The organism is Auritidibacter ignavus, assembly GCF_003703835.1.
GTDB classification, from domain to species: Bacteria; Actinomycetota; Actinomycetes; order Actinomycetales; family Micrococcaceae; genus Auritidibacter; species Auritidibacter ignavus.
The window spans coordinates 1-21,661 of the sequence record NZ_RDQR01000030.1; the positions used below are offsets into that span (position 1 = coordinate 1).

Here is a 21,661-nt window from a genome sequence, read left to right on the forward strand (position 1 = left end):
AGGCACGTCGAGGTCTTTCAGATGGCTTGTGTAGGAACTTCCATCATCGGAAGGCCTCGACCTCTATCCAGCTATCGACGCGCCACTTCCCCGAGACCCCCGTCTACACCCTCGATTGTGAAGAGCCGCTTTGAAATACAAGAAGTAGTAGTCAGTCATCCTCGCCAAAACTCACAGCACAGTTGTAGAGGCGACGGGGTACAAAAGAACCCTTGTCTCGCAAACGGGCGGACGCCATCGCCGAAGGAAATGCGCCCGCCCATAAGCAAGGAACGTCGGTAACGACTACCCGATGTTGGACACAGCCTGACGAGTCCGCGACTGGGTCGTGGTGGCGGTCTGATCGTTGGTGGACAGGGTCTCACGAACCAGAGCGATAATGGCTTTGACCTCGTTGGAGGCATTGCGCCACCGGGTCTCCACATGCTGGTACTCGGCGTCAACGCCATCCATCTGGAAATCAGACATAGCCTGAGCGACCTGTTGGTCTCGCTGGCTCATCAGGTTTTCCAAACGGCCGACAATGCCGTGGATATCGGACTGAACGTTTGCGGAGACGTCGGTGTCGTAGGAAATACGATCCATAGTTGCCATGATGAATTACTCCTGTGAAGTAGAAAAGTCTGGGTTATCTCTCAGCAGTGACCTGACAGGCACCGGGAGGAGGTTAGCGGCTGGAGGAGAACCGGGCGCCTTCGAAGTTGGCCTTGCTCTGGCTCTGGCTGGCGTTGTCTGCGGTCTCCTGGTCACCGGTCACGGTGGCAGTATCCATCTCGGACTGCCCCTGGACGATGCGGGCCAACGAGGAGTTCAGGTCATCAGCTACCTCATCGGTGCGAGCCTTGAACTCGTCAAACCGAGCGCGACCTTGACCGTTGAACTTACCTTCCAGCGGAGTCACGGCATCAACAAGCTGACGGACCAGTCCGCCCAGATCATCATTGGAACCGGAGGTCTGCTGGTTCAAGGTGGACAGGGTGCTTGAGCCCATATCGAATTTCACGATAACTCTCCTTTGATCTTCTCTACGACGCAATACATCGAAAGTCTAAAAATTTAATGATTCACGGACTGTCTTCACATTGTCGACCGAACTTTCCGGGTACAGATGCAACTATTGCAGATACGCCCCGCCAGAATCCACCGTTCATCCCTGATAATTTCCTGAGTATTCCGAAGTCAGCGACGGATCGAGACGCTGCTTCCGCATGAGCATGGGGACGTAGCGAGATTGTCGTGATTCTGAATAACTTTGCACTGACCTGGGAGAGTAACGACCACCCAAACGCAGGTTACTCAGATTTAACCCTTTATTCATCGGAGAGAAACACTTGTCCACTCCGAGGGGATTTATTTTCGTTTGCAGATTTGAAATACCTGGCACGGCTTGGGGTTATATTGATTTTTCCGACTAAACCGTCAAAAATGAAGTGTGCCCACCTGGGACAACTTTGCCCCCATGACAGAAGTACAGGACTAGTTGATGCTCGATCATGACGAACAACTCCTAGAGTCTCTCTCGGTTCGTCGCCAGCGACTAACGATGGCTTTTCTTTTTGGCCGCGAACGCCGCAATAGAAAGTACAACGACGGAATCAAACACGCCATTATTAGCCTCGTGGTGGCCGCTCTGATTTGCGCAGGATGCGTGGGATATTCCTTCATCATGCATCTGTTTCAACAACAAGAGCGGCAACGACTGAATCCTCACGGTGCGGTAGTGGTGATGATGATCGATCAGGATGGAATGCACGTCGAGTCATGAGCAAATACTTACGCCTTACTGTCTTATCTGACCAGCGCAATGTCGAGCTGATGCTTCCGGAGTCCGTTCCAGTCGGTGAGCTGATGCCCGAAGTTCTCAAGCTGACCCACCCACAATCTCCGCCGAACCCCCGCGAACTGACCTTGACTCCGGTTGGTGGTCGCTCCTTATCGACCTCTCAGACCCTGAGTGACGCCTCGATTATTGATGGCGCACAAATTCGGCTGGATCGTCGAGATCACGCCATTCATGCCCCCATCGTCTACGACCTGGCCGATACCACCGGGCAACTCACCTCCGATTCCGCCGCCACGTGGACCATTCGCCGAGGCCGGCTGACCACGATTGCTCTGCTCACGATGCTGCTCACCGTGCTCGTGACCGGCCTACAAGGTCAGCTTGAGCCCGATCTGGCCCGCAATATCGGACTAGGTATCTCCGCCGGCCTCCTCGCTCTGATGGCCGGCCTGGGGCAGGAACTGGTCAAGTGCGACCTGGAACTGGTCATCCCCTCAGCACTGATCTTCGCGCTCACCCAGTGGAACTACCGCGACGGGATCACCTCGGCGTGGTTTGAATCCTGCCTATGGTTCGGACTGCTAGTGCTCTGTCTAGCCGTTACGCATCGAGCGATGCACACCATCGTGATCGCGGTGACCTCCATGGTGTTCTTCGGACTACTGTGGTGGGCTGGAATCACCTGGATCGATGATCTGGGCTACCGGGGCATGTCTTTGGCCACCGCAACCGTGATTATCATCGGGATCTTGCCACGCTTCGCCTTGATCCTCTCCGGGCTCACCAGCATCGACGATCACCTAGCCGCCGGTGAGCGACCCCAGCGAGTCCGCATCTCCCGGGCGGTCAGCCAGGCCCACGAAGGTCTCTCCACCGCGGTACTGGTATGCTGCCTGTCCTTTGTGACTGGGCTGTATCTCCTCCGTGAGCTACGGGATAATGGCTGGGCCATCGGATTGGGTCTGGTGCTCTTGGCACTGATCGGACTGCGAGCGCGCACCATGCCGCAGGTGATTGAACGTACCGCCATGATCGCGACCCTCTTACTGGGCTTGGTCTACTACGCCTGGCTGTTCCGTAACGACGTGCCCGGCTGGCTGACCATGGTGCTGTTGATCGCCACCATCGTGATCGTTGTGGCCGTGCGGCTGCTTCAGTTGCCACCGCATATCGCCGCCTGGCTGCGGATTGCCGCCCGCCGGGCAGAGATGCTGTTGGCCATCACGATCTTCCCGCTGTTGATCGGAACCTTCGGTATTTACGGCCAACTGGTCAATGTGTTCTAGCCGGTCATTGACTCCCGCCGGTGACCACCACATCATGTCCCAAATTTGAGAGGACTTACCGAGATGAACTCTCACGGAAATGTTTCTCGCCTCAATTCCACTCCCCCACCCCAACAGCAGAACCCGCTACCCGAAACTCCGCGTAGCCAACGTCGCCACCAACAATCCGCGCCCTCCTCCCCGGAGTTGCCGGCGCGTCGCGGCGATAGCCTGGTGCTACGTGGCTGGCGAGCGGTGAAATACCTGTTCGCCTCCGATCCCTTCCCGGAACAGCTCGAGGACGCCCTGGAGATGTGCCAGGCCCCGGTGACCTCGGGGCGCCGGATCGCGGTGATGTCGCCGGTGGGCGGGGCTGGGGTGAGCACCCTGGTGGCCTTGATGGCACGCCAATTTGTCTCGATTCGTACCGAGCCGATCTATGCCGTTGAGCTCAACCACCCGTTATCCGCTGAGGCCGGCCTGCAACGACGGATCGACCCGGATCCGGCCGAGAACCTCACCGTGGTCAGCGAGTTCGCCGCCCACCCCGATGATCTGGATCGCGAGTGCATCAACGATGCCTTCCAGTACTACGCCCAGAACGCTGCGGTGACACTCTTCGACCTGCCACCACGCCTGGACCTGCTCGAGCCACTGCACCACGGGCTACACGAGCTGATCATTCCGGTGCCGTGTTATCCGGCTGCCGTGGAAGCCACTGAGAAATTCTGCGCCCGGGTCGCCGCGGCCTACCCGGAGCTGGCGATGATGCCGTTGCTTGTCGATAGCTACCGAACCAGCCGGGCCACCCGGCGCGATTTCTGGAAGATGGCGCGCCACTCACGCTTAGAGGACCATTTCGCGGCCACCCGACGGCGTTCGCTGTTGACATTGCGCTACGACCTCCACCTGGCCGCCGGAGCCCCGGTACAACTATCACTGTTATCCGAGAAGGCGCGCCTCCAGGTGGCCTCGATTGCCGGCCGCGCCCTGAAAATTGCCACGGACGGAGAACTGTGAGCCTACGAGCAACGACCAAAACCGCGAACCCAGAACCACAGGCAGAAGAATCGGCCACCCCCATTCACGAGGCCACCGCCCTGACCGATAGCCGGATCGACACCGGCGGGCTCTTCCACCGTCCGGCCCGCTCCACGGTTCCGGTCAGCGAACCGGAGCCACATAACGTCAATAAACCCCCGATGATCGAGGATACTGGTGCAGCCGGAATGGGCTTTATCGGGCTGATCCCGCTGATCGGTATTGCCGCGGCCATGTCGGTGATGATGTTGCTACGCAATTCCCCGTTCGCCGCCGTCGGGGCGATCATGATGGTGGTGACGGTGATCGGGGCGATCGTGATGATGATGTCCCAATCCGGTAAGGCAACCCGCAAGCGCCAGCGCGCCAGGAATTCCTATCTGGAATACTTGGAGAGCGTCCGTGATGAGTTAACCGCCAAAGAAAATCAGCGCCGCCAAGAACTTGCCGACGTCAATCCGCCGCCGGATGCCCTGATCGAGTATCTGGCCACGCCCTGGCGTGCCTGGGAACGTCGCCGGCATCACTCCGACTTTCTCGACATTCGTCTCGGTGTCGGCGATGGCGCCGGGTTCCCGATCCGCCTGCAGGGCGAAGAGGACTACTCCCAGCAAACCGACCCGCACCTGACCGAACAACTGCAGGTGCTCCAGGACCGATTCGCCACCACCCCGGAATTGCCACTGACGCTGAATCTTGCCCAACAACACACGGTTTCGGTGATCGGATCCTCGCTTTTCTGCTCGACGGCGATCCGGAATATCATCCTGCAGCTGATCAGCCTGCACTCTCCCGAAGACGTGCACTTAGCGGTCGCGGTACCCCGGCATGCTCAGGCCGAATGGTCTTGGCTGCGCCGGGTTCCCCATATTCTGGATCAGCGTCAGCCCACCCAACGTGGCCCGCTGCCCCGGCTGGCCCCGAGCATGCCGGAGCTAGCCAAGCTACTCAAACAGGATCTGGCCCACCGGTATCAGTCCTCGGCCGAATCGCGCCGCAATACCATCCACGCCAAGATTCTGCAGACCGCGGTTCCCCGGTTGATCATTATCGATCTGACCCGGTCCCGCTCGGTAGAGAATTTCTCGGTCCCGGGTACCGAGACCAGCCACCAGCTGGGTGTCACCGTGATTCACGCGGTTGCCGAACAGCTGGATGAGCCCGGGGAGATCTCAGCCCGCATCAAGGCCACCGGAAATATCGGGGAAACCCAAACCCGGATCGAAAATTTCGGTCTGGCCGGCACTGGAACCCCACAGACCTTCTTGGGCGCACTGGATGATTCCGATCCGGCACTGGCCGCCGGGATCTCTCGGATGGTCGCCCCGATGCGGCTAGATCATGACTCGCTGGAGCACACGGAAAATGATCAGGCCCAGTCCTTTACCAAGCTCTTGGATATGACCGAAATGACCGATCAGGCCCTGGAGCGGGCCTGGCAGCCCCGGATGGGCCCGGACTTTCTCAAAGTCCCGATCGGCCTGGATGATGCCGGGGACCCGGTGTTGCTGGATATCAAAGAGTCCGCCCATAACGGTATGGGCCCGCACGGGCTGTGTGTTGGGGCCACCGGCTCGGGTAAGTCTGAACTCTTGCGCACCTTGGTGCTCTCGCTGGCGCTGACCCACCCGCCCGATATGCTGAACCTGGTGCTGGTCGACTATAAGGGTGGTGCGACCTTCGCGCCCTTTGCCGGGATCCCTCACGTCTCTGGTATTGTCACCAATCTGGCCGATGATGTCTCGCTGGTGGACCGCATCTATTCCTCACTGCAGGGCGAGATCCTACGCCGCCAGGAGCTACTCAGCCAGGCCGGCAACTTGTCCTCGATCACCGAGTACCAGCAATTACGCCACCGGTTGGCCGATACGCCTGAGGGTGAGGCCATGCCCCCGCTACCGCACCTATTTTTGGTGATCGATGAGTTCGGCGAGTTACTCTCGGCCCGGCCAGACTTTATCGAACTGTTCATGTCCATCGGCCGTATTGGGCGCTCGATCGGGGTGCACCTGCTACTGAGCTCCCAGCGCCTGGAAGGCGGGAAGATCCGCGGACTGGATACCTATTTGTCCTACCGGCTGGGCTTGCGAACCCTCTCGGAGGCCGAATCCCGCACGGTGTTGGAGACCCCCGATGCCTTCCACCTGCCGCCGCTACCCGGCTACGGTTATCTCAAGGTCGATACCACCGTCTATACCCGGTTCCGGGCCGGTTTCGTCTCCGGACCGATGGCAGCCGAAACCACGGACGACTCGGTTCCGGTCACCGACCACCCCGGTGCGATCCCCGAGTTCTACTACGCCAGTGAGCTGCTCGACGATATTGCCCGGGTCCGGGCCGAGGAGCTGGAGGCCGAGCACCAGCACGAACTGGCCGAAGCCGAGGAAGACGAAGGCTGTGGCGAACAAGAGCTGGTCCCCGGTGGCGGGCTAGAACCTGAAACCCAGGGCCCCACGGTGTTGGGCACCGCGGTGGAGCTCATGCGCTCCAAACCGCGGGTCACCGACCCGATCTGGCTGGCCCCGCTACCGGATTCGGTGAGTTTGGATGTCGCGGTGGCCTCCACCGGGCGCACCGAGGCCCCCGGGGTCTCCACTGCCGCCCTGGCCGAGACTCCCACTGCGGGGCGTGGCACCCACCGCCATGATTCCTCGGTGCCGGGACCGCTGACCGCGACCCTGGGTCTGCTCGATGATCCGGCCCACCAGTGGCAGGGGCCCTGGCAGCTGGACTTGACCCGCGCGGGCGGGCACGTGGTGATCCTGGGCGGACCCTCCTCGGGTAAGTCCACCGCGTTGAAAACCCTGGCCCTATCGCTGTCCGATAACTACGACCCCCGCCAGGTCAGCATCTTCGGCTTGGACCTGAAGGGCACCGGTCTGCTGGGCATCTCGGAGCTACCGCACGTGGCCGGGGTCGCTGGGCGCACCCGGCGCGAACGGCTACGCCGTACAGTCGAAGAGGTGGCCGATCTACTCACTGAACGCGAGCAGATTTTTGAAGAGCGCGAAATCGACTCGCTGGCCACCATGCGTCAGCTCTTCGACGACGGGCAACTGCCCAATATTGATGTCCGCGATGTGGTGTTGATCGTTGATGGCTGGGGTGGGCTGCTCGAGGAGTTCGATGAACTCCAGGACGCGGTCTACTCCATCCTGACCCGCGGTGGCGGATTCGGTATCCACGTGATCGCCACCGCGACCCGCTGGAATGAAATCCGGCTAGCCCAGCAGTCCTTCTTCGGGACCCGGTTGGAACTGAAACTCTCCGAACCGGCCGATTCTGTCCACGGTTCAAAGATCGCCAAGAATATCCCCGGTGATAAACCGGGCCGCGGGTTCCACACCGATGGGCTGATCGGTCAAATCGCACTACCCCGCCTGGATGCCAACCCCGATCCGGCCACCCTGGGTCAGGGGCTGTCGGTCACGATTACTCAAATCACCCAGAAGAACCCGGTCTCCTCACCGCATACGGTCCGGTTGCTACCGCACCTGATCCGCCAGGATGAGCTCGTCGCACCCACCACGCCGGGCACCCTGCGCTTGGGCATGATGGAGCGGGATTCCTCAACTCGGTATCTGGATCTCACCGGGTCTAGCCCGCACCTGTTGATGATGGGCGATAACGATTCCGGCAAGACCTCCACGCTGATCGCGCTGGCCCAGGAGCTGATGTCCCAGTACACCAGTGAGGAACTCGTCTTCGCGGTCTGCGACCCGCGCCGGGAATTGCACGAGGTAATCCCGGAGCCGTATATGGGCGGTTATGCCACCTCGGCATCACTGGCCACCCAGCTCTCGGAGGCGGTGGTCAAGGAGCTGACCAACCGGGTCCCGCAGGATCCCACGCCCGGGGCCTTCCAGCCCTCGAGTGAGAACCAGATCGTGTTGCTGGTTGATGACTACGATGTGCTGGCAGCCGGCGGGGTTTCTCCGCTGACACCGTTTGTGCCTTTCGTGCCCATGGGCGTGGATATCAACTTCCACGTGCTGATGGCGCGCCGAATCCGGGGGGCCTCCCGGGCGATGTTCGAGCCGTTTATCACCAGTGTGCGCGAGACCGGTGCCACCACGATCATGCTGGATGGGGATCCGGATGAGGGCCGGCTGATCGGTCGCAACAGGCCGCGGAAATTCCCGGTCGGGCGCGGGATGATCATCGGTGATGATCTGCAACCGCGCACCATTCAGTTGGCAGCCCCCTCCGATATCGCCCAGCGCGGTTAGCCGGGACTCACTACCCGGTTAGCCGCGCGGAGGCAGGAACCCGACCTTGGCGTACACCTCGGCCAGCACCGGGGTAGCAATCTCGCGCGCTTTCTCGGCACCGGCGTCCAGAATGCGGTCTAGTTCGGCGGGGTCATCCAGTAACTCCAGCGCTCGGGTGCGCACCGGCTGCAACCGGGTAGTGACTGCCTCGGCGAGATCGACCTTCAGGTGCCCGTACATCTTGCCCTGGTACTCGGCGACGATCTCATCGATCTCGCACTCGGTGATCGCAGCGAAGATCGACAGCAAGTTGGATACCCCGGGTTTAGTTTCCGGGTCGAAGCGGATCTCGGTCTGCGCATCGGTCACCGCAGACTTAATGCGCTTGGCGATCACCTTGGGCTGGTCGAGAATGTTGATCAACCCATTCGGTGACTCTGCGGACTTCGACATTTTCTTTGTCGGTTGTTGCAGATCGTAGATGCGGGCCCCGGTTTCGGGGTAGAAGCCGTTGGGGACCACAAAGGTCTCCCCGTAGCGGGAGTTGAACCGTTGCGCCAGGTTACGGGTCAGTTCAATGTGCTGGCGCTGGTCGTCACCAACTGGGACTCCCTGTGGCTGATATAGCAAAATGTCGGCGGCCATCAGCATCGGGTAGGCCAGAAGCCCCACCCCGGCGTGCTCGGTACCTTCCTTGGCGGACTTGTCCTTGAACTGGGTCATCCTCGTGGCTTCGCCGAACCCGGTCATGCATTCCAGCACCCAGGCCAGCTGGGCGTGCTCAGGCACTTGGGACTGGACAAAGAGGATGGAGCGTTCCGGGTCGATTCCTCCGGCAATGTACTGAGCAGCAGCGACCCGTGTGCGTTGCCGGAGGTTTTCCGGATCCTGGGGAACGGTGATGGCGTGTAGATCGGGGATGAAGAACAGCGTTTGGAAATTCTGCTGAGTCTTTACCCAGTTCACCAACGCCCCCAAGTAGTTCCCCAGGTGCAAGGAATCCGCCGAGGGCTGCATGCCTGACAGCACCCGGTGCTCGGTGCCAGAGGCCCCAACCAGGTGGGCGGTCTTGGACAGATCAGTGGCGAGCACGTCGGCCGGGCCCAGCGGTCCCGATCCGATCTCGGTCGGTGCTGCGGGGGTCGAGGAAGTGCTGGATGCATCACTCACGGGAATCTTGGCCTTTCTGAGCTCGTGGCGCGTCGAGAAGAAGAACAGGGGAAAACAGGACAATCAGGACTACAGCATCAACATCACCGACACCAGGGAGAGTCTTAGAACTGGTAGTCCACCACCAGCGGCGAGTGGTCGGAGAACCGGGTGTCGTAACTGGGGGCTCGATCCACCACGGCAGTGATGGCTTTGTCGGCCAGATCGGGTGTGGCCATCTGGTAGTCGATCCGCCACCCCGCGTCGTTATCGAAGGCCTTGCCCCGGTAGGACCACCAGGTATAGGGGCCGGGGATATCTCCGGCCAGGCGACGCCCCACGTCAACCCAGTTCAGCTGGTCCGGGTCAAAGAACCGGTCGAAATAGGCACGCTCTTCGGGCAAAAAGCCGGAGTTTTTCACGTTGCCTTTCCAGTTCTTGATATCGAGTTCGGTATGTCCGACGTTGAGGTCACCGGTGACCACAGCCAAGCGATGCTCGGTAGCCAATTCGGGCATGCGGACCAACATTTGGTCGAGGAACCGGTATTTATCATCTTGTTTCGGGGTGTCGACTTCACCGGAGTGCACATAGGCGGACACCACGGTGACCGGCTGACCTGACGGAAGCGTGAGATCGACTTCCACCCAGCGCCCAGCGTTGTCGAAGTAGCTATCCCCAATGCCGGTGCGGGTCTGGTCAAACTCCCAACGGGAGGCGACGGCCACCCCGGCACGGCCCTTAGCTTCTGCCTCAGCGTCGTGAATGTGGGTCACATCCCATTCGTCGCCGGTGATCTCGCCGAGCAACTCGCGCAGGATCTCTCCGTTGGCCCGGACTTCTTGCAACGCGAGAATGTCTACTCCGCGCCCATCGAACCAGGACTTCATCTCTCGCCGGTAGGCGGCACGAATGCCGTTGACGTTGACCGTAGCCACCCGCACTGCACCTTGGGGTTTGGGGGCCCCAGCATGGGCGTGGCGAACGCTGGCTGTGCCCCGGGCGGGTGCGGTGGTCTCTGGGCTTGGGGTCTGCGGCGAATCAGTCACCCCACTAGCCTACCGCGTGAAGCCAGCAACCCGGATTAGTTAATGACGGTCCCGGAGACCGCTCCCCCACCGGAGTCTTGATCGTCATCAGAACGACGGTGGCGATCCGGGCGGATCATGTCTCGGGCGTTAGCGGCAGTCATCTCGATGGTGTCGAGGGCGCGGTCGATCATCTCCATATCGGCGTGCTGACCTTTGGCCAGTTCTTGGGAAATCACCCGCTTTTGGACCTCAACGATCTTGAATGAGTGGTCCAGTTTGGTATCACGCATCGGATCGGTTGCCGGCTCATCCACCACGGTGGTTCCCCCACCACTAGCAGAACCGGGATTGGCCTGAGCAGCCAAATTGGCGTTCAGGGTGGTGGCCTGCCGGCTAATGGCTCGGGCACCTTTGCGTACCCAGAACATCGCGATAATAGCCAGGATTAACCAGGCACCGCTGATGATGACCACCAGCCACCCGATCACGTCATTCTGGTTGGCCGCGAACACGATGGCCACCAGCAACACGATAATCATGACCGTCAACGACAGCCGAGAAACCGTCAGAGTGGTACGGCGGGATTGTTGTTGCTGGGATGAATCCAAGGACTGCATGCTATTTAGTATCGCTGAACCATCGCGTGCCACGCCAATTGGGTCTGCAATGTTGCCACCGGGCCGGACTCTACCCACCGGTGCGGTGAATCACCTCAGCAGGTTGATCGTGGTCAACACTGGTGGCCAACGGCGTCTTGCGCACGAACAGTAAAGCGATAAAGGCCACAGCCACTAGTGGGGTGAGAAACAGATAAATCGGCAACAGCGCGTCGTTATACGAGACCACAATCGCATCTTGCAGGTGTGCGGGTAGCTGGTGGACTGCCTCCGGGGTCAAGGAGTTCGCGTCGCCGTCAACACCGGCGACCTCCCCAGAAAGAAGTTCCGGGAGTCGGTCCTGCAATGCTGCCGTGAGTCTCTGAACGAACAGTGACCCGACGACGGAGGATCCGGTGGTGGCACCAATTTGTCGGAAGAAGTTGGTGGAGGCGGTGGCGGTTCCGACCATGGAATGCGGGAAGGCGTTTTGCACAATCAGGGTGAGAATTTGAAGCGACATGCCCAGCCCGATACCGAAGATCGCCAGTGTGGTGCACAGCCACCACAGCGGTGAGTCCACACGCAACTCGGACATCAACACGAGCCCAAGGATGATCACGATGGTTCCGACCAGTGGGAAGATCTTATAGCGTCCGGTGCGTGAGACCAGCATACCGGTCACAATGGAACTGGCCAGGAAGAAGCCCATGAGCGGGACCATCAGCAGTCCGGCCTGGGTGGCGTTGACGCCGGTGACCATCTGAATATACGTGGGGAAATACCCCAAGGCACCAAACATGGCAATCCCGACCATCAGCGAGGCCAGGGAGGACAAGACGAAATTCGGTTCCTTAAACAGCGACAGCGGGATGACCGGTTCAGTGGCCTTGGCTTCGATCCAGATAAATGCGACGGCAAGTACTACCACTGCACCGATCAGCCCCAGGATGGTCGGTGAGTTCCAGGCGTATTGGTGTCCACCCCAGGTGATCACCAGCACCAGACAGGTGGTGGCGGTGGCCATCACGGTCATGCCCAAATAATCCAGTTTCACGTAACGGGCGTGTTCGTGGCGGGGCAGGCGCATAAAGAAGGCCACAGCAAGGACCGCTACCAGTCCCAGCGGCGGGTTGATCCAGAAAGCCCAACGCCAGCCGGGACCTTCGGTAAACCAACCGCCCAGCAAGGGGCCTACTACCGAGGACAGGGCAAAAACTGCCCCCATCAGCCCCATGTACTTACCGCGTTGTCGGGCTGGGACCACATCTGCGATGGCTGCTTGGGAGAGAATAATCAATCCGCCACCGCCGATACCTTGGACCGTGCGGGAAACGATCAGCCACTCAATACTTTGCGCTAAACCACCGACCAGGGAACCGGCCACAAACAACCCAATCGCAAAAAACAGCAGGGGTTTTCGGCCAAAAATATCGGAAATCTGCCCAAAGATAGGCATGGCAATAGTGGTGGCAAGAATGTAGCTGGTGATCACCCAGGTCATCTGGTCAACGCCACCGAGTTCACCGACGATGGTGGGTAGAGCGGTGGAGAGAACCGTCTGGTTCATCGAAGCCAACAGCATGGTAATCATCAGGCCGATAAAGACCATGATGACCGAAGTCGTCCCGGAATCCTCGGCCGATCTGTGCTGGCTACTGGCAGTACTCACCCAAACTCCTGAACAGGAAACCTCACCGTCAGTTCGATTTCGAACTCTCTTCCGCTCAGGCTACTGTAACACCCGCTAATTCGAATTCAAACTCAGCGCGGAAAGCTCGTAGGATAGCCTCATGATGCCCGCTCATGATCTGTCCGATGACCAGGTACAGACCTACACCGCGTTGATGACCGCGGCCGCCTATTTGAGGCGTCAAACAGAACGCCTCATGCAGGAGAACCACGAGCTCACGCGGGTACAGTTTCATATTCTGGATCGGCTCAATCGCCACCCGGAGGGCTTGCGTATGCATACCCTGGCTGATTATTTGGCGCATGGATGACCTACCAGATCTCTCAACTAGAGAAGTGTGGAATGGTGCAACGGGCAAGCAACGCAGATAACGAGCGGGCAGTGGTGGCCCAAATTACCGAACTCGGCGCACAAGTGTATACCAGTGTGCTAGCTGATCATCGTTCCACGGTGAAAAAGCACTTCCTGGACGTGCTCACGGAGGACGAACAGCGTACTATTCGGCAGGCTATGTCGAAGGTGTTAGATACCTTCGACGGTCCCCGTGATTAGCCGGCGTTGGCCACGGCTCGTTCGGCAGCTTCCACCACGTTGGAGACTAACTCAACCCGGGTCATGGGTCCCACGCCACCGGGATTGGGCGCCATCCACGAGGCTTTTTCTGCCACAGCAGGGTCAATGTCTCCGGTAATTTTGGCCTTGCCATCCTCACCGACGGCGCGCGTGACGCCCACATCCAGCACGATCACACCGTCTTTGACTTTGTCGGCGGTGACCATATGCGGGGATCCCGCAGCTGCAATGATCACATCGGCTTGGCCAAGTAGCTCATCGAGATTGGTGGTGCCGGTATGAGCGAGGGTCACCGTGGCGTTGACATCTTTACGAGTCAGTACCAGGCCCGCGGGGCGACCGATGGTCACCCCGCGACCAATCACCACAACGTGCTTGCCGGCTAGGTCAATGCCGTAGTGCTTGAGCAAATCCACGCACCCTTTAGGCGTACATGGCAGAGGAGAGTTCAGCTCCGCTGAGGCCGAGGCAACCAGTGCCCCCAGGTTCATGGGGTGCAATCCGTCGGCATCTTTACTCGGATCAATCGCCTCCAGCACAGCTTGGGTGTCAATGTGCGCAGGCAAGGGCAATTGCACAATGTACCCGGTACAGTTGGGGTCCTGATTGAGTTCTTCCACCACAGCCAACACCTGATCCTGGGTGGCATCTGCAGGCAGTTGCTTCTGAATGGAGTTAATGCCCACCTCAGCGCAGTCACGGTGCTTACCAGCCACATAGGATTGTGACGCTGGATCATTGCCGACCAGCACAGTCGCAAGCCCCGGTGTCCTGCCCCGCTCACGCAGAGTTGCCACGCGGTTTTTCAGGTCTTCTTTGATGGCAGCCGCTGTAGCTCGGCCATCAAGTTTCTGAGCCGTCATGAAATGAAGTCTCCTCCGGCAGCGTCGTTACCAGTTTTCCAGTCCCGAGTACAGCGGAAAGTTCTCGGTCAGCTTGACCACGCGAGCACGTAGCTGCTCTTCATCGGCACCAGGTTTCAGGGCGGTTGCGATGATATCGGCAACTTCTTCGAACTCGGTAGCGCCGAATCCGCGGGTGGCCAGTGCAGGGGTACCAATGCGCAGGCCGGAGGTGACCCGCGGCGGACGCGGATCCCACGGCACAGCGTTGCGGTTGACAGTAATGCCGGCGCGGTGCAACAAGTCCTCCGCCTGCTGACCGTCCATGGCCGAGTTGCGCAGGTCCACCAGCACCAGGTGGACGTCGGTACCACCGGTGAGCACAGAAACACCGTGCTCAGCCACATCTGAGGCGCTGAGACGTTCGGCCAGAATGTTCGCGCCTTCCAGTGTGCGCTTCTGGCGCTCGGCGAATTCTTCCGTACCAGCGATCTTAAAGGCCACAGCCTTACCGGCAATGGCGTGCATCAACGGACCACCCTGCTGACCCGGGAAGACCGAGGAGTTGATCTTCTTGGCCAAATCCGCGGTGGAGAGAATGAAGCCAGAACGGGGGCCGGCCAGGGTCTTGTGCACGGTGGAGGTGACCACATCAGCGTAGGGCACCGGGTTGGGGTGCAAACCGGCGGCAACCAAACCGGCAAAGTGTGCCATATCGACCCACAGTTTGGCGTCAACCTCGTCGGCGATCGACCGGAAGGCTTCGAAGTCCAGTTGACGCGGGTAAGCCGACCAGCCGGCGACGATCACCGCGGGGCGTTCGGCCTTGGCCTGCTCGCGCACCTGGTCCATATCGATGCGGTAGGTATCTGGGTCTACTTCGTAGGCGACCACGCGGTGGTTGCGTCCAGAGAAATTGATCTTCATCCCGTGGGTCAGGTGACCACCATGAGCCAACGATAGGCCCTGCATGGTGTCACCGTGGTCCATCAGTGCCTGCATGACGGCCACGTTGGCTTGAGCTCCAGAGTGGGGCTGAACATTGGCGTGTTCGGCAGAAAACAAGCTCTTAGCCCGATCAATCGCCAGGTTCTCAGCGACATCGACGAATTCACACCCACCGTAGTAGCGCTTCCCCGGATAACCCTCGGCGTACTTATTGGTCAATACCGAACCCTGAGTTTCCAGGATGGCCCGCGGAACAAAGTTCTCCGATGCGATCATTTCGAGGGTGTTACGCTGCCGGCCTAATTCATCGTTAATGGCGGTAGCAATTTCGGGGTCGAGCTCTGCTAGAGGTTGGGTGTTGAGCGAATTCTGCTCTGTCATCGTGATCCTTCACAATCGTGGGCCGTCAGCCACCGGCAAGGTGGTCTCACGGGTGCGCGACTCGTTGCGCACGTTCGTTTCAGGAGTGCGGAACCCTGGTGAACGGCTCCATCACCCGCTCTATCTCAGCGCAGTAGCGGTGACACAGTGCAACGTACCTGACGAAAAAAACGCCTGGCAGATCACACCTCGCACAGCTAGTGCTGGTCACTTTCCGCTGGTGTGGCCACCTACGCAGTGTGCAACCGCTTCTATCCTAGCTGGCTTCGCACCCCAGCTACGCTGTCGATGACATCAGTTTCAGGGGTCACTCCAACCCATGAGAAACGGTTATTTTGAATCATTCATGCTTAGGTGCACCTCACTTTTCTGAGTCATTCAAAATTGGGAGACTAGAAACATGATCGCAGAGCATGGACACCGACCTCATGATGCTCCGGGGACGCTTCAAGCCCCGGTGTCGCATGACTGGCGTCCTGAACTTCGCGAGGCCGGGCTTCGAGTCACCAAACAGCGCCTTGCGGTGTTGGAAGCTCTTGAGGCCACACCCCATCAAACGGCCGACAACGTCTTAGACATGGTCCGACGCACTCTGCCAGGTATCACGGTCCAATCGATTTACACCGTGATCCACTCGTTGGTTCATGTTGGCCTGCTCCGTAAGCTGGAATTGCCAAATTCCCCCGCCCGTTACGAACCCGAACTCAACGACAACCATCACCACGTGGTCTGCACGGAGTGCGGTCGCATCGATGATGTCAGTTGCGCGGTCGGCCATGCCCCATGTATGCACCCGGAGGGCTACCACGGGATGAAGATCACCGTGGCCCACGTGGTCTACCACGGGATCTGCACTGAGTGCGCAGCTCAACAGGCCGAACCTGAAGTTCTCGACCCAGCGTCTGCGGTTGCATCACGGTCACAGAACAACGAAACCGCACCCGAATGATTTCCTGCCCCTACTATCCACCCCACTATTTCAAGGAGTATTGACATGGCTGATTCCAAGAACGTCAATCCCGGTGGTTCCACCACCCAGGCAGGTATTCCTGCCGTGAGTGACCGGAACTCGCTGACCGTTGGCCCCGATGGTCCGATTGTCCTGCACGACCACCACCTGGTCGAGACTCTGGCACACTTCAACCGGATGAACGTTCCCGAGCGTCGCCCGCACGCTAAGGGTTCCGGCGCTTTCGGTAAGTTCACCGTGACCGAAGATGTCTCGAAGTACACCAAGGCCAAGGTCTTTCAGCCCGGTGCTGAAACCGAAATGCTGGCCCGTTTTTCCACCGTCGCCGGTGAGTTGGGCTCTCCCGACACCTGGCGTGACGTTCGTGGCTTCGCGCTGAAGTTCTATACCGAAGACGGTAACTTCGACCTGGTTGGTAACAACACTCCGATCTTCTTCGTGCGCGACCCCATGAAGTTCCCGCACTTCATTCGTTCCCAGAAGCGTCTGCCGGACAGCGGCCTGCGTGATAAAACGATGCAGTGGGACTTCTGGACTCAGAATCCCGAGTCCGCACACCAGGTCACCTACCTGATGGGACCGCGTGGTTTGCCGAAGTCGTGGCGCAACATGAACGGCTACGGCTCCCACACCTACCTGTGGTATAACGAAGCCGGCGAGAAGTTCTGGGTGAAGTACCACTTCATCTCCCAGCAGGGCGTGGAGTACCTGTCCAACGAAGAGGCCCAGCAATTGGCCGGTGAGGACGCTGAGTTCCACCGTCGCGACCTGATGGAAGCCATCGACGAAGGTAACTTCCCGAAGTGGGACCTCTACGTTCAGGTCATGCCCTATGAAGACGCCAAAACCTACCGCGTGAACCCCTTCGACCTGACCAAGGTGTGGTCGAAGAAGGACTACCCCCGCATCAAGGTTGGTGTGATGGAGCTGAACCGTAACCCGGAGAACTTCTTCGCACAGATCGAGCAGGCTGCCTTCTCCCCGGCGAACATGGTTCCCGGTATGGGAATGTCACCCGACAAGATGTTGCTGGGCCGTAACTTCGCTTACGCTGACGCACAGCGCTACCGCATCGGTACCAATTTCCAACAGCTACCGGTTAACAAGCCGATCGTTCCGGTCCACACCTACAACTTCGAGGGAAATATGTGGTACGAGCACACCGGTGCCCGCTCCTACTACGTGCCGAACTCCTTCGAGGATTCTTACTCCGATGAAGAAGGCGTTGTGCCTAGCTCGTGGGAGGCCGATGGCGAGCTGGTTCGTCAGGCCTACACCTTGCGTGAGGACGACGATGACTTTAGTCAGCCCGGTGCCATGGTGCGCGAGGTCTTCAGCCAGCAGGAGCGCGACGACCTGGTAGACACCGTCTCCGGTGATCTCAGCCAGGTCATTGAGCCGGTGGTCTCCAACGCCATCGAGTACTGGAAGAACATTGACCAGACAGTCGGCGAAGCCATCGAGAAGAAGGTTCGTGGCTAGTCTCGGTCGATAAGTTTCCACCCCACCTGGAATAATGATAAAGTCCCGGCTCGGGGCCTCCCGTGAGGTTCCCGAACCGGGACTTTTGCTGTCTGGCCTCTGATCGACACGGCCCTAAGATCAACCTAGTGTTGATGAGCGTGTCTGCGTCTCAACAGCCATCCACAGCCCACCAAGGCACCAGCCAACAGGACCAACCCGCTGGCGGTTGCACCGGTCTTGGCCAGAGAGGACCCTGCCGAGGCCTCGTGCTCATCGCTGGCTTCAGCACTACCGCGCGCCTGGCTGACGACCGACCCGTTATCCAGCCTTGAGGCAGTCGTTGTCTGGTCCCCACCCGGCTGCTGACTGGTAGAGCCCGAGTCCGAGGTAGCCTGGGTCGGACCCGAATGGAACCACGCATCGACCTGTTGGCCAGCCAGTGATTCCAGACCACCCAAGGTGACAGCGCTTCCGGCAGGAGTCTGTGTTGGGTCGACAGTCAACGCGAGGTGCTGATGATCGCCTGCACTGTCGTGGGCAGGGCTCTCGCTCGCAGACCCTTCAGTGCCGACATCAATCGAGGGGCGTTGCGGCGGCTCTGGCATTTGTGATTCAGAGAAATCGGCGCCGGGCGCGGTGGTCTCCGCCGGTGCACTCTGGCTGGGTTCTGAGACCCCGGGAATATCTGGCATCTCGATACTGATTTCGACGTCCTGGGAGCTATCCTCCGCACTTTGAGCAACCTGATCGCTGAGGTGATCCGGTGCCTGATCGTTGCTTTGATCGCTCACTGAATCACTGCCCTCAGCGTTGGCATCGTCGCTGTTCTCAGCACCAGCCGTTGGTGACAGAGTTTCACCAGGCTGGGCAGACTCAACGGAAGACGGAGAGCCAGGCTCGGTAGCAGTCTTGAAAGTGATATCTGTACCCTTACCGGTAAATCGTGGGTCTCACACAAAACGCAGGTAAACGTTTGCGGTGTACTCTGTGTCCGGCTCTAGCCGGCTCAACGTGTAGTGGGATGTATCGGCTTCTGCAACAACAACCCGGCGTGCACTCTTACCAGTACGGAGTCTGGCTCAGCTACCTTCTTGATTTCCACCAGGTCACTGCGACGCTCATTTTTGCCACAGCTGATCGTGGCCCGAACATCAAACACGCCGTCTACCGTCAGGTTCTCAGGGACCGTGGCTCAATCCGCCGCCTGCTCCGCAAACAGGGCCTCACCCTGTTCGTCCGTGAGCTCGATTTTGGCCTGATAGCTCACCGTGTCGGGGGTCAGCTTCCCCACACCGGCCCGGGCGGCCACCCAGTATTCACCAGAGATCCGCCGGAACGCTCAGGGTGGAGCGCTGTTGCTTCTGATTGGGTGTCTGCATGCCGTAGGTCAATGTGTCCGCGGTCGACAGCGGGGCATGGGAGACCGGCCGAGAAAAAATACCCATGAGCATCGCGATCTTCATGCGTCCGGTCGGCGCCGGTAAATCATCAAGCGACAAACCGGGCTGAGTCAGTTCAAGGCTGAGACCATCGGTGGCCTCAGCCTTAGTAATCCGGTGCGCAACTCCGTCGTTCTTCGCTTCCGGGGTGAAGGTCTTGGTATTCCATGCTGTGGAGTTTCCACCGGCCAGCGAACGAACGCGCCTCACGTATGGTGTCTTGGGCTTTAGGTCGGTGACTTTGGCCGTGTTGTCCTGCGCAACGGCTAGCTCAGACCATCGCTGCTCACCAGACGCACCGTATTGAGCCTCATACCCAGTAGCGCCGTAAGCGGTCGACCATGTCGCCACCGCACTGGTATCTGTCACGTCTTTGACCTGCAGGCTGGGCGCCGCAAACAGGGCATCATCTTCTACAGTGGAGAGCGTGCGGGACACCGAGATAGCCTTCGGTGGCTTCTTCGGGTCAGCAGCGTCGCCAGAGCTGTACCAGTAAGCTCCCAACTGGTCTTTTCGACGAAATCCACGAACTTCTGCGGGAAAGTCCCCCAGGTGTTTCCGTCTCGCTTGTGCGGTGTCGCGACGTTCTCCACCGCGACGCCCTGGAAATCGGGAGTCACGGAGAACCCGTCGTCCGCCAGATCCATGGCGCCGTTGCGGAAAGTTGCGATGTCCACATCATCGGCGCGTTCCAGCACCTCGTTCCCGCACCTCCCCCTTGGAGAAATCATCAATAGCTGACCCGAAAACGGTCATATCAGCAGTGACTGCGCCGTGGCCATTCTCCCAGGTGAGAACCCGATCGTGGTTGGTGAAGTAGACCATGCCGGAGTAAAACGTCACGGTGAAGCTACCCTCCCATTGGACGGGACCAGAGTTCGTTACTGGGGTCCAGATAGCCCGTTCCGTTCGCGATATTGACGGACGATCCCGGTGTGTAGCGGTTCGTCACGGTGTTAACATCACCGTCAGGCCCGGTAATTGAGACGTTGCCTTCTTGACCACTGAAGTAGCGTTCAAACTCATCATTCGACAATGTGCGAGCACTGTGGAAGATGCCGTCGTTGACATTCGGGACCTCCCCAGCAATCAACAGATTGTGGCCCAAGGGGGGCCCGGCCTGGCGACTCGTCATTGATTCTCCAGCTGAAAGTTTCCCCTCGACTCGTTGCATCATCGCCATAGCTGGCTGAGTGACCACGACGCCGGCCGCAACGACAGCGGCCACTACAATAGCCGCGATTAACCACCTCACCACTTTCACAGGAAAGTCAAACGTACGACACCCGCGGGTCAAAGTCTCCTCGGAGCGTAGGATTGACACCGACCGAACCGTTTGTTCGCCACACACAGTGCTGCGCCGAGCGCACCTGACGATGATAAGGATTTGAATGCCCGCCAATACCGCCGCTGAGCACCGTCTGGTCGTGACCCTGTCATGTGCCAATCAACCCGGAATCGTGCATGCGATCACCGGCTGTCTGCTCGAGTTAGAAGGTGACATCACCGAATCACAGCAATTCGGCTCACCAGACACGGGGACCTTTTTTATGCGGGTGACCTTCACATCCCCCTACAGGCGGGACGAAGCTGACCCGGTATTCGACCAGGTCCGTGAAGAATTCTCTATGGACCTGAATGTCTGGGACGCCAACGGACGGACCAAGACCATCATCATGTGCTCCAAAGACGGCCGAACACTGAACGAGCTACTCTTCCAGCAGCGCGCCGGGACCTTGCCGATCGATGTCCCAGTCATCGTGTCCAATCACCTCGACCTGCAGCCGATGGCATACTTCTACGACATCCCCTTCGTACATATCCCGCTGGTGAAAAACGCCGATGGTACCGACAACAAGGCCGATGCCGAAGCCCGCCTGATGCAACTGGTCGACGAATACAACGTGGAACTGGTGGTGCTAGCACGGTACATGCAGATTCTCTCCGATGAGCTGGTGCAGAAGCTCGAAGGCAAGGCAATCAACATTCACCACTCCTTCTTACCCTCCTTCAAGGGTGCCAAGCCTTATCACCAGGCCCACGCTCGGGGTGTGAAGCTGATTGGTGCCACCGCACACTACGTGACCGCGGACCTGGATGAAGGCCCGATCATTGAACAACGCGTCCACCGGGTTAACCACGGACTCACCGCAGGCGATTTTGTCGACCGCGGCCGCTCTGTGGAGGGGGCCACGTTAGCGCAAGCTGTTCAATGGCACGCTGAACACCGAGTGCTGTTGGATGGACGTCGCACGGTGATTTTCGAGTAGTCCCG

General features: G+C 59.3%; 22 protein-coding genes. 9 read left to right on the forward strand and 13 right to left on the reverse strand.

The genetic code is table 11. The features are described from left to right. Positions 1 to 285: 285 nt before the first annotated feature. Positions 286 to 594, reverse strand: coding sequence for a pore-forming ESAT-6 family protein (locus tag DYI20_RS11495; RefSeq protein ID WP_110099379.1), 309 nt, complete (start codon positions 592 to 594; stop codon positions 286 to 288). Positions 595 to 667: 73 nt separating this feature from the next. After that, positions 668 to 1,003 (reverse strand): hypothetical protein, encoded by a 336-nt coding sequence (locus tag DYI20_RS11500; RefSeq protein ID WP_110099380.1) that lies wholly within the window; start codon positions 1,001 to 1,003, stop codon positions 668 to 670. Between the two features lie 480 nt (positions 1,004 to 1,483). Between DYI20_RS11500 and DYI20_RS11505 the strand changes: the two genes are divergently transcribed. The 4 genes from DYI20_RS11505 (at position 1,484) to eccCa (ending at position 8,318) form a co-directional block, all read left to right on the forward strand. Continuing rightward, on the forward strand, positions 1,484 to 1,765 hold the full coding sequence (locus tag DYI20_RS11505; protein ID WP_183145634.1) for a hypothetical protein: 282 nt from the start codon (positions 1,484 to 1,486) through the stop codon (positions 1,763 to 1,765). After that, complete coding sequence (locus DYI20_RS11510; protein ID WP_166769887.1) at positions 1,762 to 3,069, forward strand: EsaB/YukD family protein; 1,308 nt, start codon at positions 1,762 to 1,764, stop codon at positions 3,067 to 3,069. The genes DYI20_RS11505 and DYI20_RS11510 overlap by 4 nt, the downstream gene beginning before the upstream one ends. A gap of 63 nt (positions 3,070 to 3,132) precedes the next feature. Beyond that, the gene (locus tag DYI20_RS11515; protein WP_122549533.1) at positions 3,133 to 4,068 is read left to right on the forward strand and encodes a P-loop NTPase family protein; all 936 of its coding nucleotides are present in this window, start codon (positions 3,133 to 3,135) and stop codon (positions 4,066 to 4,068) included. Beyond that, a complete protein-coding gene (gene eccCa / locus DYI20_RS11520; protein ID WP_244924690.1) occupies positions 4,065 to 8,318 on the forward strand; it encodes a type VII secretion protein EccCa in 4,254 nt (1,417 codons plus the stop codon). Before DYI20_RS11515 ends, eccCa begins: the two co-directional genes overlap by 4 nt. 18 nt (positions 8,319 to 8,336) lie before the next feature. On the opposite strand, the gene trpS is transcribed toward eccCa, so the two are convergent. From trpS to DYI20_RS11540, 4 genes are all read right to left on the reverse strand, one after another. Continuing rightward, positions 8,337 to 9,407, reverse strand: a complete 1,071-nt coding sequence (trpS, locus tag DYI20_RS11525) for a tryptophan--tRNA ligase (RefSeq protein ID WP_208392220.1) — start codon at positions 9,405 to 9,407, stop codon at positions 8,337 to 8,339. A gap of 167 nt (positions 9,408 to 9,574) precedes the next feature. Then, positions 9,575 to 10,498, reverse strand: a complete 924-nt coding sequence (locus DYI20_RS11530; protein WP_424923552.1) for an exodeoxyribonuclease III — start codon at positions 10,496 to 10,498, stop codon at positions 9,575 to 9,577. A 35-nt stretch (positions 10,499 to 10,533) separates the two neighbouring features. Next, positions 10,534 to 11,097 carry a hypothetical protein gene (locus DYI20_RS11535; protein ID WP_183145635.1) on the reverse strand — a complete coding sequence of 188 codons (564 nt, stop codon included), beginning with the start codon at positions 11,095 to 11,097 and terminating at the stop codon, positions 10,534 to 10,536. A gap of 70 nt (positions 11,098 to 11,167) precedes the next feature. Next, positions 11,168 to 12,748 carry an MDR family MFS transporter gene (locus DYI20_RS11540; protein WP_341771021.1) on the reverse strand — a complete coding sequence of 527 codons (1,581 nt, stop codon included), beginning with the start codon at positions 12,746 to 12,748 and terminating at the stop codon, positions 11,168 to 11,170. A 121-nt stretch (positions 12,749 to 12,869) separates the two neighbouring features. Here DYI20_RS11540 and DYI20_RS12225 point away from each other — a divergent pair, with 121 nt between their 5' ends. Continuing rightward, positions 12,870 to 13,079, forward strand: a complete 210-nt coding sequence (locus DYI20_RS12225) for a hypothetical protein (RefSeq protein ID WP_147472563.1) — start codon at positions 12,870 to 12,872, stop codon at positions 13,077 to 13,079. Between the two features lie 32 nt (positions 13,080 to 13,111). Further along, complete coding sequence (locus DYI20_RS11550; protein WP_122549536.1) at positions 13,112 to 13,321, forward strand: winged helix DNA-binding protein; 210 nt, start codon at positions 13,112 to 13,114, stop codon at positions 13,319 to 13,321. On the opposite strand, the gene DYI20_RS11555 is transcribed toward DYI20_RS11550, so the two are convergent. After that, on the reverse strand, positions 13,318 to 14,205 hold the full coding sequence (locus DYI20_RS11555) for a bifunctional methylenetetrahydrofolate dehydrogenase/methenyltetrahydrofolate cyclohydrolase (RefSeq protein WP_122549537.1): 888 nt from the start codon (positions 14,203 to 14,205) through the stop codon (positions 13,318 to 13,320). The genes DYI20_RS11550 and DYI20_RS11555 overlap by 4 nt on opposite strands. A 27-nt stretch (positions 14,206 to 14,232) precedes the next feature. Then, positions 14,233 to 15,513 (reverse strand): serine hydroxymethyltransferase, encoded by a 1,281-nt coding sequence (gene glyA / locus DYI20_RS11560; RefSeq protein ID WP_110099386.1) that lies wholly within the window; start codon positions 15,511 to 15,513, stop codon positions 14,233 to 14,235. A gap of 400 nt (positions 15,514 to 15,913) precedes the next feature. On the opposite strand from glyA, the gene DYI20_RS11565 reads away from it, so the two are divergent. Then, on the forward strand, positions 15,914 to 16,462 hold the full coding sequence (locus DYI20_RS11565; protein ID WP_122549538.1) for a Fur family transcriptional regulator: 549 nt from the start codon (positions 15,914 to 15,916) through the stop codon (positions 16,460 to 16,462). A gap of 45 nt (positions 16,463 to 16,507) precedes the next feature. Then, positions 16,508 to 17,965, forward strand: coding sequence for a catalase (locus DYI20_RS11570; protein ID WP_110099388.1), 1,458 nt, complete (start codon positions 16,508 to 16,510; stop codon positions 17,963 to 17,965). A gap of 125 nt (positions 17,966 to 18,090) precedes the next feature. Here the strand turns inward: DYI20_RS11570 and DYI20_RS11575 are convergent, their stop codons facing one another. The 5 genes from DYI20_RS11575 to DYI20_RS11585 form a co-directional block, all read right to left on the reverse strand. Beyond that, on the reverse strand, positions 18,091 to 18,738 hold the full coding sequence (locus DYI20_RS11575) for an LPXTG cell wall anchor domain-containing protein (protein WP_122549539.1): 648 nt from the start codon (positions 18,736 to 18,738) through the stop codon (positions 18,091 to 18,093). Between the two features lie 525 nt (positions 18,739 to 19,263). After that, positions 19,264 to 19,824, reverse strand: coding sequence for a fibronectin type III domain-containing protein (locus DYI20_RS11580; RefSeq protein WP_166769889.1), 561 nt, complete (start codon positions 19,822 to 19,824; stop codon positions 19,264 to 19,266). Then, positions 19,800 to 20,084 (reverse strand): hypothetical protein, encoded by a 285-nt coding sequence (locus DYI20_RS12480; RefSeq protein ID WP_166769890.1) that lies wholly within the window; start codon positions 20,082 to 20,084, stop codon positions 19,800 to 19,802. The genes DYI20_RS11580 and DYI20_RS12480 overlap by 25 nt, the downstream gene beginning before the upstream one ends. Continuing rightward, positions 20,065 to 20,229, reverse strand: coding sequence for a hypothetical protein (locus tag DYI20_RS12410; protein WP_166769891.1), 165 nt, complete (start codon positions 20,227 to 20,229; stop codon positions 20,065 to 20,067). Before DYI20_RS12410 ends, DYI20_RS12480 begins: the two co-directional genes overlap by 20 nt. Before the next feature lie 7 nt (positions 20,230 to 20,236). Then, the gene (locus tag DYI20_RS11585; protein WP_122549541.1) at positions 20,237 to 20,614 is read right to left on the reverse strand and encodes a hypothetical protein; all 378 of its coding nucleotides are present in this window, start codon (positions 20,612 to 20,614) and stop codon (positions 20,237 to 20,239) included. A gap of 163 nt (positions 20,615 to 20,777) precedes the next feature. Here DYI20_RS11585 and DYI20_RS11590 point away from each other — a divergent pair, with 163 nt between their 5' ends. Then, the gene (locus tag DYI20_RS11590; RefSeq protein ID WP_122549542.1) at positions 20,778 to 21,656 is read left to right on the forward strand and encodes a formyltetrahydrofolate deformylase; all 879 of its coding nucleotides are present in this window, start codon (positions 20,778 to 20,780) and stop codon (positions 21,654 to 21,656) included. Positions 21,657 to 21,661 lie beyond the last annotated feature (5 nt).

Excerpts from the sequence above, each read along its gene's own strand:
- DYI20_RS11510 (WP_166769887.1), top strand. The coding sequence starts at position 1,762 with ATGAGCAAATACTTACGCCTTACTGTCTTATCTGACCAGCGCAATGTC.
- DYI20_RS11555 (WP_122549537.1), bottom strand. The coding sequence starts at position 14,205 with ATGACGGCTCAGAAACTTGATGGCCGAGCTACAGCGGCTGCCATCAAA.
- DYI20_RS11565 (WP_122549538.1), top strand. The coding sequence starts at position 15,914 with ATGATCGCAGAGCATGGACACCGACCTCATGATGCTCCGGGGACGCTT.
- DYI20_RS11515 (WP_122549533.1), top strand. The coding sequence starts at position 3,133 with ATGAACTCTCACGGAAATGTTTCTCGCCTCAATTCCACTCCCCCACCC.
- DYI20_RS11550 (WP_122549536.1), top strand. The coding sequence starts at position 13,112 with ATGGTGCAACGGGCAAGCAACGCAGATAACGAGCGGGCAGTGGTGGCC.
- DYI20_RS11570 (WP_110099388.1), top strand. The coding sequence starts at position 16,508 with ATGGCTGATTCCAAGAACGTCAATCCCGGTGGTTCCACCACCCAGGCA.
- DYI20_RS11505 (WP_183145634.1), top strand. The coding sequence starts at position 1,484 with ATGCTCGATCATGACGAACAACTCCTAGAGTCTCTCTCGGTTCGTCGC.
- DYI20_RS11590 (WP_122549542.1), top strand. The coding sequence starts at position 20,778 with ATGCCCGCCAATACCGCCGCTGAGCACCGTCTGGTCGTGACCCTGTCA.
- DYI20_RS12225 (WP_147472563.1), top strand. The coding sequence starts at position 12,870 with ATGATGCCCGCTCATGATCTGTCCGATGACCAGGTACAGACCTACACC.
- glyA (WP_110099386.1), bottom strand. The coding sequence starts at position 15,513 with ATGACAGAGCAGAATTCGCTCAACACCCAACCTCTAGCAGAGCTCGAC.
- DYI20_RS11535 (WP_183145635.1), bottom strand. The coding sequence starts at position 11,097 with ATGCAGTCCTTGGATTCATCCCAGCAACAACAATCCCGCCGTACCACT.
- DYI20_RS11495 (WP_110099379.1), bottom strand. The coding sequence starts at position 594 with ATGGCAACTATGGATCGTATTTCCTACGACACCGACGTCTCCGCAAAC.